Annotated in this window: 16 protein-coding genes; 13 read left to right on the forward strand and 3 right to left on the reverse strand. The window is 62.4% G+C overall.

Annotated elements, in window-relative coordinates; genetic code table 11:
- The 13 genes from ACR80S_RS02135 (at window position 1) to ACR80S_RS02195 (ending at window position 12,856) form a co-directional block, all read left to right on the forward strand.
- Window positions 1-1,017 (forward strand): ABC transporter ATP-binding protein, encoded by a 1,017-nt coding sequence (locus ACR80S_RS02135; RefSeq protein ID WP_435402445.1) that lies wholly within the window; start codon window positions 1-3, stop codon window positions 1,015-1,017.
- Window positions 1,018-1,052: 35 nt separating this feature from the next.
- Window positions 1,053-1,985, forward strand: coding sequence for an ABC transporter permease (locus ACR80S_RS02140; RefSeq protein WP_435402446.1), 933 nt, complete (start codon window positions 1,053-1,055; stop codon window positions 1,983-1,985).
- 68 nt (window positions 1,986-2,053) lie between these two features.
- A complete protein-coding gene (locus tag ACR80S_RS02145; RefSeq protein WP_435402447.1) occupies window positions 2,054-3,616 on the forward strand; it encodes an ABC transporter substrate-binding protein in 1,563 nt (520 codons plus the stop codon).
- 79 nt (window positions 3,617-3,695) lie between these two features.
- On the forward strand, window positions 3,696-4,634 hold the full coding sequence (locus ACR80S_RS02150; RefSeq protein WP_435402448.1) for an ABC transporter permease: 939 nt from the start codon (window positions 3,696-3,698) through the stop codon (window positions 4,632-4,634).
- 49 nt (window positions 4,635-4,683) lie between these two features.
- Window positions 4,684-5,631, forward strand: coding sequence for a 3-hydroxyacyl-CoA dehydrogenase (locus tag ACR80S_RS02155; RefSeq protein WP_435402449.1), 948 nt, complete (start codon window positions 4,684-4,686; stop codon window positions 5,629-5,631).
- A 29-nt stretch (window positions 5,632-5,660) separates the two neighbouring features.
- Entirely contained in the window at window positions 5,661-6,044 is a 384-nt protein-coding gene (locus tag ACR80S_RS02160; RefSeq protein WP_435402450.1) for a VOC family protein, read from the forward strand.
- Between the two features lie 110 nt (window positions 6,045-6,154).
- The gene (locus ACR80S_RS02165) at window positions 6,155-7,120 is read left to right on the forward strand and encodes a thiamine pyrophosphate-dependent dehydrogenase E1 component subunit alpha (protein WP_435402451.1); all 966 of its coding nucleotides are present in this window, start codon (window positions 6,155-6,157) and stop codon (window positions 7,118-7,120) included.
- A gap of 10 nt (window positions 7,121-7,130) precedes the next feature.
- Entirely contained in the window at window positions 7,131-8,141 is a 1,011-nt protein-coding gene (locus ACR80S_RS02170; protein ID WP_435402452.1) for an alpha-ketoacid dehydrogenase subunit beta, read from the forward strand.
- Window positions 8,141-8,440 (forward strand): biotin/lipoyl-containing protein, encoded by a 300-nt coding sequence (locus ACR80S_RS02175; RefSeq protein WP_435402453.1) that lies wholly within the window; start codon window positions 8,141-8,143, stop codon window positions 8,438-8,440. The genes ACR80S_RS02170 and ACR80S_RS02175 overlap by 1 nt, the downstream gene beginning before the upstream one ends.
- 138 nt (window positions 8,441-8,578) lie before the next feature.
- Window positions 8,579-9,301, forward strand: a complete 723-nt coding sequence (locus ACR80S_RS02180; protein ID WP_435402454.1) for a hypothetical protein — start codon at window positions 8,579-8,581, stop codon at window positions 9,299-9,301.
- A gap of 261 nt (window positions 9,302-9,562) precedes the next feature.
- A complete protein-coding gene (locus ACR80S_RS02185; RefSeq protein WP_435402455.1) occupies window positions 9,563-11,521 on the forward strand; it encodes a sigma-54-dependent Fis family transcriptional regulator in 1,959 nt (652 codons plus the stop codon).
- Window positions 11,522-11,578: 57 nt separating this feature from the next.
- Window positions 11,579-12,613, forward strand: coding sequence for an aldo/keto reductase (locus tag ACR80S_RS02190; protein ID WP_435402456.1), 1,035 nt, complete (start codon window positions 11,579-11,581; stop codon window positions 12,611-12,613).
- 69 nt (window positions 12,614-12,682) lie between these two features.
- Window positions 12,683-12,856, forward strand: coding sequence for a hypothetical protein (locus ACR80S_RS02195; protein ID WP_435402457.1), 174 nt, complete (start codon window positions 12,683-12,685; stop codon window positions 12,854-12,856).
- 69 nt (window positions 12,857-12,925) lie between these two features.
- Here the strand turns inward: ACR80S_RS02195 and ACR80S_RS02200 are convergent, their stop codons facing one another.
- From ACR80S_RS02200 to ACR80S_RS02210, 3 genes are read right to left on the reverse strand one after another with little or no spacing between them, the layout of a single operon-like run.
- A complete protein-coding gene (locus ACR80S_RS02200) occupies window positions 12,926-14,440 on the reverse strand; it encodes a PhnE/PtxC family ABC transporter permease (protein ID WP_435402458.1) in 1,515 nt (504 codons plus the stop codon).
- Complete coding sequence (locus ACR80S_RS02205) at window positions 14,437-15,225, reverse strand: ATP-binding cassette domain-containing protein (protein WP_435402459.1); 789 nt, start codon at window positions 15,223-15,225, stop codon at window positions 14,437-14,439. The genes ACR80S_RS02200 and ACR80S_RS02205 overlap by 4 nt, the downstream gene beginning before the upstream one ends.
- Window positions 15,226-15,236: 11 nt before the next feature.
- Entirely contained in the window at window positions 15,237-16,094 is an 858-nt protein-coding gene (locus tag ACR80S_RS02210; protein WP_435400675.1) for a putative selenate ABC transporter substrate-binding protein, read from the reverse strand.
- Between the last annotated feature and the right edge of the window lie 37 nt (window positions 16,095-16,131).

Genomic DNA, 16,131 nt, shown 5'->3' on the forward strand with positions numbered 1-16,131 from the left:
ATGGAAAATACCGCGATTAAGCAAGACGTCGAACCAGGTATCCTGTCGGATGACGTGGTATTGCGTGTATCCAATCTGAAGAAATACTTTCCGGTCGGCAAGACTTTTTTCAAGAAGAACCGGCGCGTCGTCAAGGCCATTGATGACGTCTCCTTTACCGTCAACAAAGGGGAGGTCGTCGGCCTGGTGGGTGAGTCGGGGTCAGGCAAGACGACCATCGGCCGCATGATCATGCGTCTCATCGACCCCACCTCGGGCAGCATGGAGTTTGGCGAAACCGACGTGGCCACGGCGGAAGGCAAGGAGCTGATGGCCATGCGCAAGGCCATCCAGATCATCTTCCAGGACCCCTACGGCAGCCTCAACCCTCGCATGAAGGTCGGCCCCATCATCCGTGAAGGTCTTGACGTGCACCGCATGTACAGCATGGCGGAGCGCAACGAGCGTATCGCCAAGCTGTTGGAAACCGTTGGTCTGGGTGCCGCCCACGTCAACCGCCACCCTCACGAGTTTTCCGGTGGCCAGCGCCAGCGCATCGGCATCGCCCGTGCACTCGCAGTCAGCCCCAGGCTATTGGTTGCCGACGAACCGGTCTCGGCACTCGACGTCTCGGTGCAGGCTCAGGTGTTGAACCTGCTCCAGGATCTGAAGGAAGAGTACAACTTTTCCATGCTGATGATCTCCCACGATCTCGGTGTGGTCGAGCATGCGTGCGACAAGGTGATCGTGCTCTACCTCGGCAAGGTCATGGAGATGGCCCCGGCCTCGAAGCTCTATTCCAATCCGGTGCATCCCTACACCCAGTCGCTGCTGTCAGCAATGCCAATCCCCGATCCTCGGCGTCGCGACGACAAGACGCGGATCATCCTCAAGGGGGATATACCAAGTCCGATAAACCCGCCTTCCGGCTGCGTATTCCGTACCCGATGCCCTATTGCTACCCCGGAGTGCGCCCAGGTCGTGCCGCCGCTGGAAGAAACGGGCCCAGGGCATTTCAAGGCCTGCATACATCGCTGATTTCAGCCGGAATGAAATGAACGGGAGTTAACATAATGACAACAACCGCAGCATCATCCCAGCAACCCTCTTCAGATGAGAGAAAGGACGCTCAGGTCGTCGCCGCCAAGCGCAGTATGTGGAAGAGCACATTGCGATCTCTGTATCGGTCAAAGGCTGCCTTCATATCGGCCATTTTCCTTCTCATAATGGTGTTTGTTGCATTCACTGCCCAGTGGATCGCGCCCCATGATCCACAGGGGATCGATATCAGTAATCGGATGCTCTGGCCGGTCTGGTCCGATTCCAACTCAAACCCTATCTATTTGCTGGGGACCGATGCCCTCGGTCGCGACATCCTCAGTCGCCTGATATTTGCTTCTCAGATGACCCTGATCGTCGCCATTTCGGCGGTTGTCGTCAGCGGCCTGGTGGGGATCTTCATGGGTCTGATCAGCGGTTTCTTCGGTCGCTGGATGGACGCAGTGATCATGCGTCTCGCCGACCTGCAGCTGGCCTTTCCGAGCCTGTTGATCGGCTTGATCGTTATGGCACTGATCGGGTCTGGCGTCGTCGAGCTGATATTTGTGATTGCGCTCACCCAGTGGGCTTATTACGCCCGTATCGTGCGGTCTGAAGTCATCAAGGTCAGGGAAACAGAATATGTTCAAGCCTCACGTGCGCTGGGTGCGGGCAATGTGCGCCTGATCTTCAAGCATGTGCTGCCCAACGCGCTGGCATCGATGCTGGTGGTTGCCAGCTTCACCCTTGCCATTGCCATTTATTACGAGGCTTCACTGAGCTTCTTCGGACTGGGGATTCCCCCGGCGATTCCCACCTGGGGGAATATGATCGCCGATGCGCGAAATATCATGCTGCGTAACTGGTGGTTCGCCTTCTTCCCCGGCCTAGCCATTACGTTCACCGTCCTCGCTTTCAATCTCCTTGGGGATTGGGTGCGAGATCACTTCGATGTCAAGGCAGAGTAAGGAGAGCACATCCCGTCGTTTGAACCACCGAGCTATTACATGATGCAACACACAGTCTGGAGACAACAATGAAAATGCCATCCAAGATGATACGCAGAGCCCTGTTGCCATCACTGGCGCTCACCGCGATCGCCAGTGCGGTTCAGGCCAACACGGTCACTTACGTACTCTATGAGACCATCGACGTCATCGGTGACCCGGTGATGAACGTCAACTATTCGGAACAGATGGTCTCCAAGGCGCTCTTCGAACCTCTCGTCTGGGACTTCGATGCCCGGGCTCCCGAAGGAGAAAAAAGCGGCCTGCGCCCGGCTCTGGCAACTGAGTGGGAGCCGATAGAGGGCGAGAATGCCTGGCGCTTCAAGTTGCGCGAAGGCGTCACCTTCCACAATGGTGAACCCTTCACCGCCGAGGCCGTCAAGTACAGCATCGAGAGGGTACATGAAGAAGGCTTCCCGAGCGGTGACAAGTTCCTCGATGTGCCGATCGATTACGTTGAGATCGTCAACGATCACGAGGTGATCATTCACACCACCGAGCCGGCGCCAATTCTGCCCAGCCAGCTGTCACGCAACGGGGCCTTCATTCTGGAGCCCGGTCATTACAAGGCCATCGATGAGATCGATGACATGCGCTTCCAACCTATGGGTACGGGGCCGTACAGCCTGAACGAATATCGCGCCGATGACCGAGTTATCCTTGATCGGCATGATGATTACTGGGGGTGGCATGACAACAGCAATGTCAACCAACTGGTCTTCCGCAATATTCCCGAGGAATCTACGGCACTGGCCGAACTGATCGACGGCAACGTTGACATCATTCGCCTGCGCCCCGATCTGGTGGACAGAGCCGAGAGTGCCGATGGCGTGACCACGGTGGTTGGGCCGAGCCTGGTGCGCGGCATGCTCGGCTTCAACATGGACATGTACGAGGAACTGCGCGATCCCCGTGTCCGTCAGGCGCTGAATTACGCTATCGATCGTGAGGAGATGATTGATGCCTTGGCCTTCGGCAACCAGGAGTTGCAGATGGTCAATGTGGTCAACCCGCCTAATGTCAATCCTGATCTTGACCCGTATCCGTTCGACCTCGAAAAGGCGATGGAGCTTCTCGCCGAGGCGGGCTATCCGCAAGGCTTCACCATCGACACCATCGATGTGATGACACCGGAATCCTTCAACTACGCCGAGATCGCGGCAGCCTACTGGCAGGCCATCGGAGTGAACGTGGGTGAGGTGCGTCAGCTCGACTGGAGCGTGGTGCGTGAGCGTTGGGCGGCCCGAACGCTGAGCGTGCATGCCTTCGCCTGGTCGGCCGCTGAGAACACGCCCGAGACCGACATGTGGGCGGTGCACGATGGCCGTCAGACCAACTCCACTCACTGGGCGACCTACAGTGACCGCTACCAGGAGTGGGAGGACATGTATAGCGAGTTGGCCTCGACCATCGATGCGGATCGTCGTCAGGAGCTGAACTATGCGATGCAGGAGATTCTCCACGAGGATCCGCCCTGGCTTTATACCTACCTGATGCCGATCCCCATGGGTATCAATGAGCGTATTGGTGGTTATTACCCGCATCCGTCGATGCTGCTGGAAGACTGGGCCTCCATCTATGTGAAGGAGTAACCCCGTCCCGGGTAGCCGGCCTTATGATCGGCTACCCCCCTCACAGACAACAAGTCAGCTTCATTGGGGAGCGCCACCGATGTTCTATTTAGCCAACCGCCTGGTGCAGGGTCTGATCGTGATACTGGCTGCCCTCACCCTGGCCTTCTTGATGATGTTCGTGATCGGCGATCCGGCGATGATGTATGTCGGTCCCGATGCCTCGACAGCCGTACTGGAAGCCTATCGCGTCTCATTAGGCTTCGATCGACCGCTGATCGTCCAATATTTTGACTTCATGGGCAGCGCCGTCCAGGGCGATTTCGGCGTCTCTTACCGTCACCGTGTCGACGTCGTGCCGATCATCGGTGAACGCCTGCTGCGCTCGGCGGAACTGGCACTTCCCGCCATGTTGCTCGCGGCGTTGGTCTCCATTCCGGTGGGTGTGATCAGCGCCGTGCATCGCAACTCCTGGATCGACTATGTGGCCCGTTTCGTGGCATTGATCGGCCAGGCCGCTCCCAATTTCTGGGTCGGCATCATGGCGATCCTGTTTTTTTCTTCCTATCTCGGCATCCTGCCCTCATCCGGTCGCGCCGATCCCGGCTCACCAATCCTGGAGCAGGCCCGCTACATCCTGATGCCCATGATCATCCTGTCGTTGATGCCCATGGCCTACCTGACACGGATGATGCGCTCCACCGTTCTGGAAGTGATCAACGAAGACTATGTGCGCACCGCGCGAGCCAAGGGGCTCAGCGAGACCAAGGTCATCTACGTGCATGCCCTGCGCAACGCGCTGATTCCCTATGTCACTCTCTACGCCCTTCAGTTCGGCTGGATCCTGGCCGGTTCGATGGTCATCGAGACCGTCTTTGCCTGGCCCGGCTTCGGACGCCTGCTGATGGATTCCATCCGCATGCTCGACATCCCCGTGGTGGCCGCGGGCCTGACGACGGTTGCCGCACTCTACATTGGCCTCAATCTGCTGGCCGATATGCTCTATACCCTGCTGGATCCGAGGGTCGTGAATCGCTGAACGGATCCGAATCATCGAACAACCCCAAGACTGACCAAGGAGAATGATCATGGCGGAACGCGTAGCAATGATCGGAAGCGGCATTATCGGACGTGCCTTTGCCATTTGTTTTTCGCGCGGGGGGTACGAGGTGACCCTCTATGACCCCAAGGAGGGTGTGGCCGAAGCAGCAATTCCGCTGATTCGCGAGACGGTGGTTGACCTGGAGCAGAACGGTCTGCTCAACGACCGGACAACCGATGACGTGATGAGCCGAATGATTCCGGTCAAGACCATGGAGGAAGCCGTCGAAGGCGCGATCCATGTGCAGGAAAACGCGCCGGAGGTGCTCGAGCTCAAGCGCGAACTGTTCACCAAGCTCGACAGGATCGCCCCGAAGGATGCGGTGTTGGCCAGTTCGTCCTCCTCGATCGTGACCTCCAAGTTCACCGAGGATCTCGAGGGACGTCATCGCTGCATGATCGTCCACCCCACCAACCCCCCCTATGTGGTGACGATTCTCGAACTCGTCCCTGCGCCCTGGACCGATCCCGACGTCACGCAGAAGACCCGAGAGCGCCTGGAAGCGATGGGCATGTCGCCCATCACCCTGCACAAGGAGATCACCGGCTTCATCATGAACCGGTTCCAGTCGCCGATCCTCCAGGAAGCTTTCCGTCTGGTCGCCATGGGTGTCGTATCTCCCGAGGATGTGGACAAGGCAATGTCGGAAGGCATCAGTCAGCGCTGGTCGTTCATCGGTCCGCTGGAAGTCGGCGATCTCAATGCGCCCAACGGCTTCCGCGAATACGCCGAGAAATACGAGGCCATGAACCGCAACATCGCCATGGAGCAGCGCGACCTCGTGCCCTGGGCCGGCCCGCTGCTGGACTACATCGACAAGAGTTTCCGAGAGCGGCTGCCCATGGATAAGTTCAAGGCGCGTCAGCAGTGGCGTGACCGCCGCCTGATGGCACTGGCGGTGCACAAGAAGTGGGCCAACGAGAATATCAAGTAATCAAGTAGTAGCTGATGAAGGAGTTAGCAATGCGACTGGTACATACCATGATTCGCGTGGAAGACCTGGACGAATCCATCGACTTCTACACCCAGAAAATCGGGCTGGAACTCGTGGCCAGGGAAGAGCTGCCCGGCAACGATGCCACGATTGCCTTCTTGCGCGAGCCCAACAGTGGCCATGAGATCGAGCTGACCTACAACCATGATGGCCGCTCCTACGATCTGGGCGACGGCTATGGCCACATGGCCTTCGACGTGGTCAGCGTCGACGATACCTATGAAGAGTGGAAATCCCGCGGCGTCGAGTTCTCACTGCTGCCCAAGACCATGCAGAACGGCATGCGCATCGCCTTCGCCGTGGATCCCACGGGCTACAAGCTGGAGCTTCGGGAGATGCCGGAAACGGCCTGAAATCCGCTCCCTCGAGCCTGTCGTCTCGGCTGACAACTCACGGCTGACAACTCACGGCTGACAACAAGGTGGTCACCCCTGCCGGGGTGGTCATGACAAGAGGACGTAGTATGCAGCTCGACAGAGAAACCCTGCTGACCGCTTACCGGAGCATGGCCACAATTCGTGCCTTCGAGGAGAAGGTGCATGAGGTCTTTGCCAGGGGCGAAATCCCCGGCTTCGCTCACCTCTACGCGGGTGAGGAGGCATCCGGCGTCGGCATCTGCCTGCATCTTGACGATGCGGATTACATCACCAGCACCCATCGCGGCCATGGCCATGCCATCGCCAAGGGGTGCGACGTTCCTGCCATGATGGCGGAACTCTTCGGCAAGCGAACCGGCCTGTGCCTCGGCAAGGGTGGGTCCATGCATATCGCCGACCTTGACAAGGGAATGATGGGCGCCAACGGCATCGTCGGCGGTGGCCCGCCACTGGCCTGTGGCGCGGCTTTCAGCGCCAGGATGCTCAATACCAACGGGGTGGTGGTCTCCTTCCTGGGTGATGGCTCCATCAATGAAGGCTCGACGATGGAAGCCATGAACATGGCCAAGGTCTTCAACCTGCCGGTGATCTTTGCCATCGAGGACAACGAGTACGCTCAGGCAACCGCCACCGCCTGGTCCGTGGCCGGGAGCATGACGAAACGTGCCGCCGGCTTCGATATCCCCACCACCCTGGTGGATGGCTTCGATTTCTTCGACGTTCACCAGGCGGCGGGTACCGCCATCGACAAGGCGCGTAACGGGGAGGGGCCCCAGCTCCTGCATATCAAGCTCTATCGCTACTATGGCCACTTCGAGGGCGATGCCACCACCTATCGGGGCAAGGGCGAGATGGCCAAGGTCAAGGAGACCAAGGACTGCATGGTTCGTTTCCGCGCCGATTTGACCTCCCAGCATGGGATCGCCGAATCGGACCTCGAGCAGATCGACACCGAGATCGCCGCACTTATCGAACAGTCTGTGCAGGATGCTCGCCAGGCCGAGTCGCCGAGGGAAGCAGATCTCCATACTGACGTCTACGTATCCTATTGAGGGGGCCAGCATGTCCAGAAAAAGCTATCGTCAAGCGATCAACGAGGCGCTGCGCGACGAGATGCGCCGTGATCCCAAGGTCTTCATCATCGGCGAGGATATCGTCGGGGGCACGGGTGCGCCGGGCGAGCAGGATGCCTGGGGGGGTGTGCTGGGAGTGACGAAGGGGCTGGCACCTGAATTTGGTCATGAGCGGGTCATCGATACGCCGATCAGCGAGATGGCCTATATCGGGGCGGCGGCGGGGGCTGCGGCCACCGGCACGCGGCCGGTCGCCGAGCTGATGTTCGTCGATTTCATGGGTACCTGTTTCGATCAGGTGCTGAACCAGGCGGCGAAGTTCCGCTACATGTTCGGTGGCAAGGTCAAGACCCCCATGGTGATTCGCACCATGTACGGTGCCGGCTTGAGTGCGGCAGCCCAGCACAGCCAGTGCCTGTATCCGATCTTCACCCATGTGCCGGGCATCAAGGTCGTGATCCCGTCGTCTCCCTACGAGGCCAAGGGTCTGCTGACCCAGGCGATTCGTGACGACGACCCGGTGATCTTCTTCGAACACAAGTTCATGTACGACGACAAGGGCGAGGTGCCCGATGAGCCCTACACGATTCCCTTCGGTGAGGCGAACCTGACCCGTGAGGGCGATGACGTCACCATCGTGGCCCTCGGCCGCATGGTGAAGCTGGCCAACGAAGCGGCCGACCAACTCGCCGAGCAGGGTATTCACTGTACGGTGCTCGACCCGCGCACCACCTCGCCGCTGGATGAGGCGGCAATCCTGGCCAGCGTGCGCCGCACAGGCCGGCTGGTGGTAGTCGACGAGGCCTCGCCGCGCTGTAATGTCGGCACCGATATCTCGGCGCTGGTGGCGGAGCAGGCCTTCGACGCGCTCAAGGGGCCGATTCGCCTGGTGTCACCTCCGCATACGCCGGTGCCGTTTTCACCGGCGCTGGAAGTCCACTATATCCCGTCCGTGGAGCGTATTCGCGATACGGCCCGTTCACTGGTGGAGGTTGCCTGATGACTGAGCGAATCACTGCCCTGACGCTGCCCAAGTGGGGCCTCTCGATGCAGGATGGCTGTATCAGCACCTGGCACGTCGAAGAGGGCGCTCGGGTGTCGCGTGGCGACGAGATCGTCGACATCGAGACCGAGAAAATCAACAACGCCTTCGAAGCGCCGTCCAGTGGCGTGCTACGCCGCCAGCTCGCCAGGGAGGGGGATGAAATCAAGGTGGGCGCCCTGTTCGGCATCATTGCCGAGGCCGACGTCGGCGATGACGAGATCGCTCGATTCATCGAGGCATTCGACGCGCCCTGATGCCATGATCGGCTGGCAGCACCGGCGCCGGCCTTCTTGACACTCGGCCGCCATCCTGCGCCTCAAGCGGTGGCGGGTCCATTAACCAAGCAGCTGTTCACCTGCCAGCAACGAGAAACTCATGCCATGGCGCAATATGTGACGGATTTTTCCGACTACCCCACCGGCGAGGCGCCGGCCGACTGGCGTGATGCCTGGATTCCCGGTGAGCACCGGCTCGAGGTGCAGGAAGCGGCGGATGCCATCGGTGGCAAGGTGTTGAGGCACAGGATCGATGCCAACAACCGCCGCGCCTGGGCCTGGGAGAGAGTGCCTCGCGGCGCGGCCAGTCATGAGGTGCTGACCCGCATGCGCAGCACCAGCGGCGATTCCCGTTTCGGCATCATCGTTCGGGGAGATGGCGACGGCGTTCGCGGCACCGAGCAGGGCGTGACCTGCGAGTGCTTCAAGGGAGCCAATCACGGCCTGGTGGAGCACGAGGCGCCAAAGCTCGAACAACGCCAAACCCTGTTCCTGATCGTCTATAACCCGGACGGTGAGGCCTGTAGGGGACCCGAGCGGCCCCATGGCGTCGCCAGAATCTGGGGAGAGAGTTTCTTTCCCTGGGAACCCAATGCCTGGTGCTGGCTGCGTGTTCGCGTCGAGGCGGTCGGCGACGCGTTGCAGGTCAAGGCCCGGGCGTGGCGGGACGGTGAGGCAGAGCCGGACTGGTGGCACTACGAGGTGCAGGATATCGAGCCCGCCAGCGTGGGCGCCAACGGCTGGGTTGGTATCACCGGCCAGCGCGAATCCGGCGTTCGCGAGTATGACGTCTTTTCGGTGGGCACCGAGGGTGACTGCGCGCCCATGCCGTCGTGCTGAACGGTCGCCTTGAGCCTGATGGATGACGTGACGTGTAGGTAATATCCTACATTGGACACCCTTGTATTTTGCATGGTTTACTGAATCAGCCAGGTCATATCAGTGATGCTAAATGATAATAATAATTTTTCTGGGCAGTCAGGAATCACGCTGCGGCCCAGGCGAGAGGAGTACGCCATGCTTTTCGCGGATGATAGCCAACGGCTATCCACCATTACGAGAGGCGCAACGGGAAATCTGACGGCTGCGGCGGCAAGGGGTTTGTCACAGGAGGAGCTGATCGAGCACTCCTGGTTACGTTGCAGTGTGGCCGGTCTGCAGGCCGGCGATCAGCCCGAGTTGGACTACGTCAGCCAGACCGAGCTTCGACAGGAGCGGGAGCGTCTCGAGGTCATTCGTCGTATCGCCCGAGCCGAGCTAGACCTTCTCTACGGCCAGATTTCAGGCACACGCTTTGCCGTGGCGCTGGGCAACGAGAACGGCCTGATCATGGATGCCCGGGCCGATCAAGACTTCAAGCGAGTGGCCCGGGAGCGCAATATTCGTCTCGGTTCCCTGTGGCGTGAGTCCCTGCAGGGCACCAACGCTTTGGGCACCTGTGCGCTGGTCCAGCATCCGGTGCTGGTTCACGCCGGCGAACATTACCTGGACCGCTACAAGACCCTGACCTGCGCGGCGGCGCCGGTCTTTGACCCCGCCGGGCGCATCATCGCCATTCTCGACGCCTCATCGGACTCTTGCCCGCGGCCGCCCCACACCCTGGCGCTGGTAAACTTCTCGGCCAAGACCATCGAGATGGGGTATTTTCGCGACCAATATCAGGACCAGTTGATCCTCTCCTTTCACAGTCGTCGCGAGTACCGCTATACGGTGAGCGCCGGATTGATTGCATTGAATACCGATGGACAGCTGCTGGCCGCCAACCGTCAGGCCCTGTTCATTCTGGATGGCCTGCGCCTTGCGGAAGGCAGCCATTTCAATGACCTCTTCACCACTCCCTTCGGCAAGGTGATAGACCGAGTGTTGGCAGAAGGAGAGATAATGGTGGCAGACCATGTGGGGAGCCACTATTTCCTGACCATCGAGAATACCAACCGCCTGCAGACTACCCATATCCTTCAGCCCCAGTCGGGGACAGAACCATCGGCCGCGCTCAACGAGGAGACTTCCGACGAGCATACCGTCGCCCGCTCCGTCGAGTCCGCTGCGCACGATCCCTGTGATGGCTCCCGTTTCGTGGCCAACGACCCCCAGCTTATCGAGCGTCTCAAGTACCTCACGAACGCCGTGAAACGCTCACTCCCCATCCTGATCACCGGGGAGACGGGGACCGGCAAGGAGGTCTTCGCCAAGTATATTCACCGAGCGAGCGAGCGCGCCGGAGACTTCGTGCCGGTCAACTGCGGGGCCATCCCGGAAAACCTGGTGGAGGCAGAACTGTTCGGCTACGTGGACGGCGCCTTCACCGGCTCGCGCAAGGGAGGGGCCGACGGCCTCTTTCATCAGGCCCACGGTGGCACCATCTTCCTGGATGAACTGGGCGAACTGCCGCTTGCGACCCAGGTGAAGCTGCTGCGGGTGCTCGACAACCGTCGCTACCGCCCGGTGGGAGGCACCCTGGACATCAAGGTGGATATCCAGGTGGTGGCGGCTACCAATGCCAACCTCCAGGCGGCCGTGCAGTCGGGTGCCTTCCGCTCCGACCTGTTCTACCGCCTCAGTACCATCTCGATCCAACTTCCGAACATCCGCGAGCGCTCCGACTTCGCGGACCTGGCACGACATATTCTCGCCAAGGTTGATCCCGGGGTGAAGCTGACCCGGTGCGGGCTGGACGAGCTGCTGCGCTACGACTGGCCGGGCAATATCCGCGAGCTGCGCAATTTTCTCACTCGTATGGTGGTGCTCAACGACGGTGAAAAAATCACCCGCAAGGAGGTCCAGATCACCTTCGAGATGGCCGACCTGATCGGTATTCCCGATTCCCGCTGCTCCTCGCCGGTGCCGGCCGGCCCCGAGTCGTGGTCCTCCCCGGAGCGGCCGGCTCCGGTGTCCTCTTTGGCGGAGGGAGGGCAGCCTACACGCCAGACCAGGCAGCGGCTGCTGGCCGAGCGAATCCAGCGGGCCTGCGAACAGCACCACTACAACGTGTCGAAGGTGGCGCGGGAGATTGGGGTGTCTCGCAGCACGGTCTACAAGTATCTCAACCAATCCCGCTGAACAGCCGGCCAGTGCCGGCCTTTCCTCTCATCCCTGCACAACAACAAGATCGAGGTAATGATGCGCTACAGACAGTTCGGCAATACCGACCTCAAGCTATCGGAAATCTGTTTCGGTGCCATGCGATTCACCAGCACCGCCTCTCACGTGACCCTCACCGAGTCTCGTGACCGTGAGCAGGAAGAGACACAGAACCGAGAGGGGCGGCGCGCGCTGGAGGCGGCGCTGGCGGGTGGGGTGAACTGCATCCACTCGAGCGGCGACTACGGCACCCGCTGGATGCTCAGCGACATCCTGGCCCGGCATCCTAAGCGCAAGGAGATCCACCACGTCATCAAGATGACCAGCCCAGACTATGAAGAGGGCGAGTTCGATCCCAAGGTGTTGCGCCAGAGCGTAGAGGACTCCCTGCGGGACCTGCATGCCGACCGTATCGCCATCGTTCAGCATCTCCAGCGTGGTCCCCATGTGCCCAAGGCGGAAGCCTATGCCGAAGCGGGGGATCGCCGCCGGATCGACGCTCTGCCCGACATGTTGGGCCCGCTTCGTGAGACCTTCGAGGCGCTCAGGCATGAGGGCAAGGTCGGGCATCTGATCACCTTCCCACATACCATCGGGTATGCCACGGCGGCGCTTGACACGGGGGCCTATGATGGGGTGGCCCACTTCTTCAACCTGATCGAGCCGGAGGCCCTGCCACTCCTCGACCGACTCAAGCGCGAGGGCAAGGGTTTCCTGGCCATTCGTCCTCTGCTGCAGGGTATGCTGACCGACAAGCGCATCGATCGTCGGGGGCTGCCCGAGACGGATCTCAAGCTCCGTTCAGGTTGGGATTCTCGCTATGCGCTGCTCCACAAGATCCGCGAGTGCATCGGCGAGCCGAACGAATCCTGGACGCGCTTCGCGCTGAAGTTTGCTCTCGCCCATGAGGCCGTGACCTCGCTGGTTGCCAGCGGCAACAGCGTCACTCAGGTCGAAGCCCTGCTGGAGGCCTGCGACGGCCAGTATCCATCCCGCGAGCTCCTCGACGACGTGTATGCGCGGGTCGAGGAGGTTGGCATGCCACCCAAGGCAGACCTGTTTGGTCTTTGATGCCGTACTAGCCGAATCCACCCTGCCCACGACTTGCCAGGCCGGCCGCGGCCATCAGGAGAAGTTTCCATGCTCTGGTCGGTGATCCTGTCAGCGCTGTTCAGCTATATCGCTGTGACCCAGGCGGTCAAGCGTAATCGAGCTGGTCGGAACTGGTTCCACTGGGCCTTCTGTTCGGTCTTTGCGATCAGCGGAATGCTGTTCTCCCTGGCCGGGTTGATGGCGGTGCCTCCGGGAAGCTGACAGAGGTGGGGTGCCATTTACCGTCACGGTACCTTGGCGAGCAGTGATTACAGCTACTGACGCGAACGCCTAGCGGGTGCAGGGGTCGTCCAGGACGGCCCCCTCCCGTGGCCGCAGCCGTCGCGACAAGGCGTCCACGGCGATGTTCAGCAGGGCCGTGATCAGCAGCAGGAAGAAGGCCACGTCAAACATCAGGTAGTCGAAGCCCTCCTCGATGTAGAAGCCCAGGGTGGCCACGCCCAGCATCCCCAGGATCGCCGTCTCGCGCAGGATCACCTCTGCGCGGTAGTAGAGCAGCGCCAGCACTCCCGGATAGAGCCGCGGCAGCAGTTCGTAGGCATAGCGCCCCGAGGCGGAAAGCCCCGGCATGCCGGGCGTCAGGGCATCGGCGTGGCGCGCTACCAGGAAGGCGATCAGTGCGCCGTTGTGCAGCGCCAGCGCCAGCCAGGCCGGCAGCAGCGAGGGCCCCAGCAGCAGCAGGAAGAGAAACGCAAGCATCAGCTCCGGGGTGGAGCGCAGGAAGATCAGCAGGCCGTGCCCGGCGAGCCGGGTGCCGCGGTTGCCGAAATGGCGGCAGGCCAGTGGCCACAGTACCATGGCCACCACCAGCGCCCCCACGCTGCCCAGCAGCCCCAGCATCAGGGTGTTGCCGATGGCGGGCCCCAGGTCCGGGATGCGCGCGAGCCACTCGACCAGGCCCGCCCAGTCGCCGGCCAGCAGCGCCGCCGGCCAGATATCCTCCGACACGAAGCGCCACACCAGCGCACCATCCACGCTGGGCCAGGGCCCCAGCAGCCAGACGCCGCCGATCAGCAGCACCGGGATCAGCCGGCGGTGGCTCCACCAGGGCAGGCTGGCGATCAGCAGGTAGAAGAGCCACATCAGCGCGCCCGCCTCGTGGTAGCGGCCCTCGCGGAAGGCGGTCTCCAGATGGAAGCCCAGCGTCGGCAGCCCCACGAAACCCAGCAGCACGCTGGCGCGCAGGGCGCACTCGAAGCGGTAGCGGGTGTAGGCCAGCAGCTGCGCCCAGACCAGCGGTAGCTCGGCATAGACGAAGCGCATCAGGCGACCGGTGCCCTGCGGCAGGGCGTCGCGGGGCGCAGAGGGCGTCTGCTCGAGGATCTCCGCATAGACCTTGGCGAAGATCCCCGCATAGGGGATGGCCAGGGCCGCCAGCGCGGTCAGTGCCGAGAGCCCGAACACCTGCAGGAAGAGCAGCGCCCAGAACAGCTCGTGAATGGCCCGCACGAAGGCACAGCCGGCGCGCACCAGCCGCGAGCGGGCGAACAGCAGCGCCAGCGGAAAGCCCAGCACCACCCCGGCCAGGGTCCCCCAGATCGCCACTGCCACGGTCAGGCCGATGGCGGTGAGGGGCGACTCCAGCGAGCCCCAGGCGGGCCAGGCCATGCCCATGGCCATGCGGCCCAGCTCCGCCCAGGGGTCTCGGGTGTGGATGGCCAGATCCGCCAAAGGCGCCAGCACCACGGCCAGCGCCAACAGCCCCAGAGTGTGGCGGGCCAGCCTCAGCCCCGGGGTGCGCCCTCGCCACCAGTGACGGCCGTGGCTCGTTGGCGCTGAGCTCACGGCCGGCCCCGGGCGCAGGGCAGGGCCTCCGGGCCCGGCATGGCCGCGGGGGCTTGTGCATCGGGAGGGGTCGCCGGCTTCTCGGCGTCCGGGTAGAGACTGTCGAGGTCGGCCAGCGTCAGCTGCGATGCCGGCGCGTCGATCACCACATGGCCGTCACCCAGGCCCCACACCCGGTCGAAGTGGGTGAGTGCCAGCTCGCGCTGGTGCAGGGCGATCACCGAGGTGGTGTGGCGCGCGTCGATCAGCGCCAGCAGGCGTAGCGCCTGGTGGGGGTCGACGCTGGCCACGGGCTCGTCGCCGAGGAAGATATCGCGCTCCTGGTAAAGCGCGCGGCCGATGGCCACCCGCTGTCGCTGGCCGCCGGAGAGCTGGCCCACCGGGCGCCGCTCGAGCCCCGCAAGGCCGAGCAGCGTGCACAGCTCGCCCACTTCCCGCCAGGGTCGAGCCAGGGGGCGTACCAGGTTCCAAAGGCCAGCCAGCGTCGAGTGCTCCGGCAACCGGCCCATGAAGACGTTGTGGTAGATGGCAAGCGCCGGCACTAGCCCATGGTGCTGGGGGCACCAGGCGGCGCTCGCCCCGAGCCGTGCGCGAATCTCGCCAAGCAGGGTCGACTTGCCCGAGCCGCTCTGGCCCAGCAGCGCCACTCGTTCGCCCTCGTACAAGGTCAGGGTCAGCCCGGGCAGTACCACGCTGTCGAGCCTTGCCTGTTGGCTGGACGCGCTGCCGTAGCCGAGATCCTCACCCGAGAAGGCGACCAGGGGACGGCGTTGCTCGCTCTCCATATCGTCGGCCCTCAGCGCAGCAGGCCGAGATCCTCGGCCACTTCCTCGATGGGCGCGTAGAGGGCGTTGTCGGCGGGAATGAAGGCCTCGCGGGGGAAGCTGGCCAGCAGGTCCGGGTCATCCATCTCCAGGAAGGCAGCCTGCACCTGCTCGGTGAAGCCCTCGCCGAAGCGCTCGTCGGCGTCGCCGCGCAGGGTCCAGTTGTAGTCGGGGTAGGGCGGGGTGGCCCAGATCACCGAGACCCTGTCGGTATCCACGCGGCCATCGGCCACCGCGGCCTCCCATACGGTGTAGTTCACCGCGCCGATGTCCCAGGTGCCCGCTTCCACCAGGGCGATGGTGCGGGAGTGGTCGCCGGAGTAGCCAACCCGGGAGAAGAAGTCCTCGGGGTCGGCGTTGTCGAAGCGCTGACGGAAGAAGTGCTCCGGCATCAGGCGCCCCGAGGTGGACGTCCGCGAGCCGAAGGTCAGGCTCATGCCCTCGAGTTCGTCGGGCAATTCGTCGGCCAGCTCGAGGCCGCTGGACGCATGGGCGATGAAATAGCTCATGAAGGCATTATCCTCGCTGCCCTGGGCCAGGGCCTGGGAGCTCGGCACCAGACGGCGCGCCTGCACGCCGGAAAGGCCGCCGAACCAGGCCAGCTGCACCTGGTCGTTGCGAAAGGCGGTGACCGCGGCGCTGTAGGACTTTACCGGCACGTACTCCACCTCGACGCCGAGGCGCTCCGCCAGGTAGTCGGCGACCTTGCCGAAGCGTTCCACCAGGCGCGCCTGGTCCTCGTCGGGAATGGCGGTGAAGCGGAAGGTATCGGCGGCCGCGCCCTGGGCGAACAGGGCGAGGGCGGCGGCAGTAAGGGCGATGCGGCGCATGGGGCAGATCCGTGGAATTTGAGACGGGCCGCCAATG

Origin of the sequence: Halomonas salsilacus (assembly GCF_051216275.1) — a bacterium.
In the GTDB taxonomy this organism is placed as follows: Bacteria; Pseudomonadota; Gammaproteobacteria; order Pseudomonadales; family Halomonadaceae; genus Halomonas.

Excerpts from the sequence above, each read along its gene's own strand:
- ACR80S_RS02135 (WP_435402445.1), top strand. The coding sequence starts at position 1 with ATGGAAAATACCGCGATTAAGCAAGACGTCGAACCAGGTATCCTGTCG.
- ACR80S_RS02140 (WP_435402446.1), top strand. The coding sequence starts at position 1,053 with ATGACAACAACCGCAGCATCATCCCAGCAACCCTCTTCAGATGAGAGA.
- ACR80S_RS02145 (WP_435402447.1), top strand. The coding sequence starts at position 2,054 with ATGAAAATGCCATCCAAGATGATACGCAGAGCCCTGTTGCCATCACTG.
- ACR80S_RS02150 (WP_435402448.1), top strand. The coding sequence starts at position 3,696 with ATGTTCTATTTAGCCAACCGCCTGGTGCAGGGTCTGATCGTGATACTG.
- ACR80S_RS02155 (WP_435402449.1), top strand. The coding sequence starts at position 4,684 with ATGGCGGAACGCGTAGCAATGATCGGAAGCGGCATTATCGGACGTGCC.
- ACR80S_RS02160 (WP_435402450.1), top strand. The coding sequence starts at position 5,661 with ATGCGACTGGTACATACCATGATTCGCGTGGAAGACCTGGACGAATCC.
- ACR80S_RS02165 (WP_435402451.1), top strand. The coding sequence starts at position 6,155 with ATGCAGCTCGACAGAGAAACCCTGCTGACCGCTTACCGGAGCATGGCC.
- ACR80S_RS02170 (WP_435402452.1), top strand. The coding sequence starts at position 7,131 with ATGTCCAGAAAAAGCTATCGTCAAGCGATCAACGAGGCGCTGCGCGAC.
- ACR80S_RS02175 (WP_435402453.1), top strand. The coding sequence starts at position 8,141 with ATGACTGAGCGAATCACTGCCCTGACGCTGCCCAAGTGGGGCCTCTCG.
- ACR80S_RS02190 (WP_435402456.1), top strand. The coding sequence starts at position 11,579 with ATGATGCGCTACAGACAGTTCGGCAATACCGACCTCAAGCTATCGGAA.
- ACR80S_RS02195 (WP_435402457.1), top strand. The coding sequence starts at position 12,683 with ATGCTCTGGTCGGTGATCCTGTCAGCGCTGTTCAGCTATATCGCTGTG.
- ACR80S_RS02205 (WP_435402459.1), bottom strand. The coding sequence starts at position 15,225 with ATGGAGAGCGAGCAACGCCGTCCCCTGGTCGCCTTCTCGGGTGAGGAT.
- ACR80S_RS02210 (WP_435400675.1), bottom strand. The coding sequence starts at position 16,094 with ATGCGCCGCATCGCCCTTACTGCCGCCGCCCTCGCCCTGTTCGCCCAG.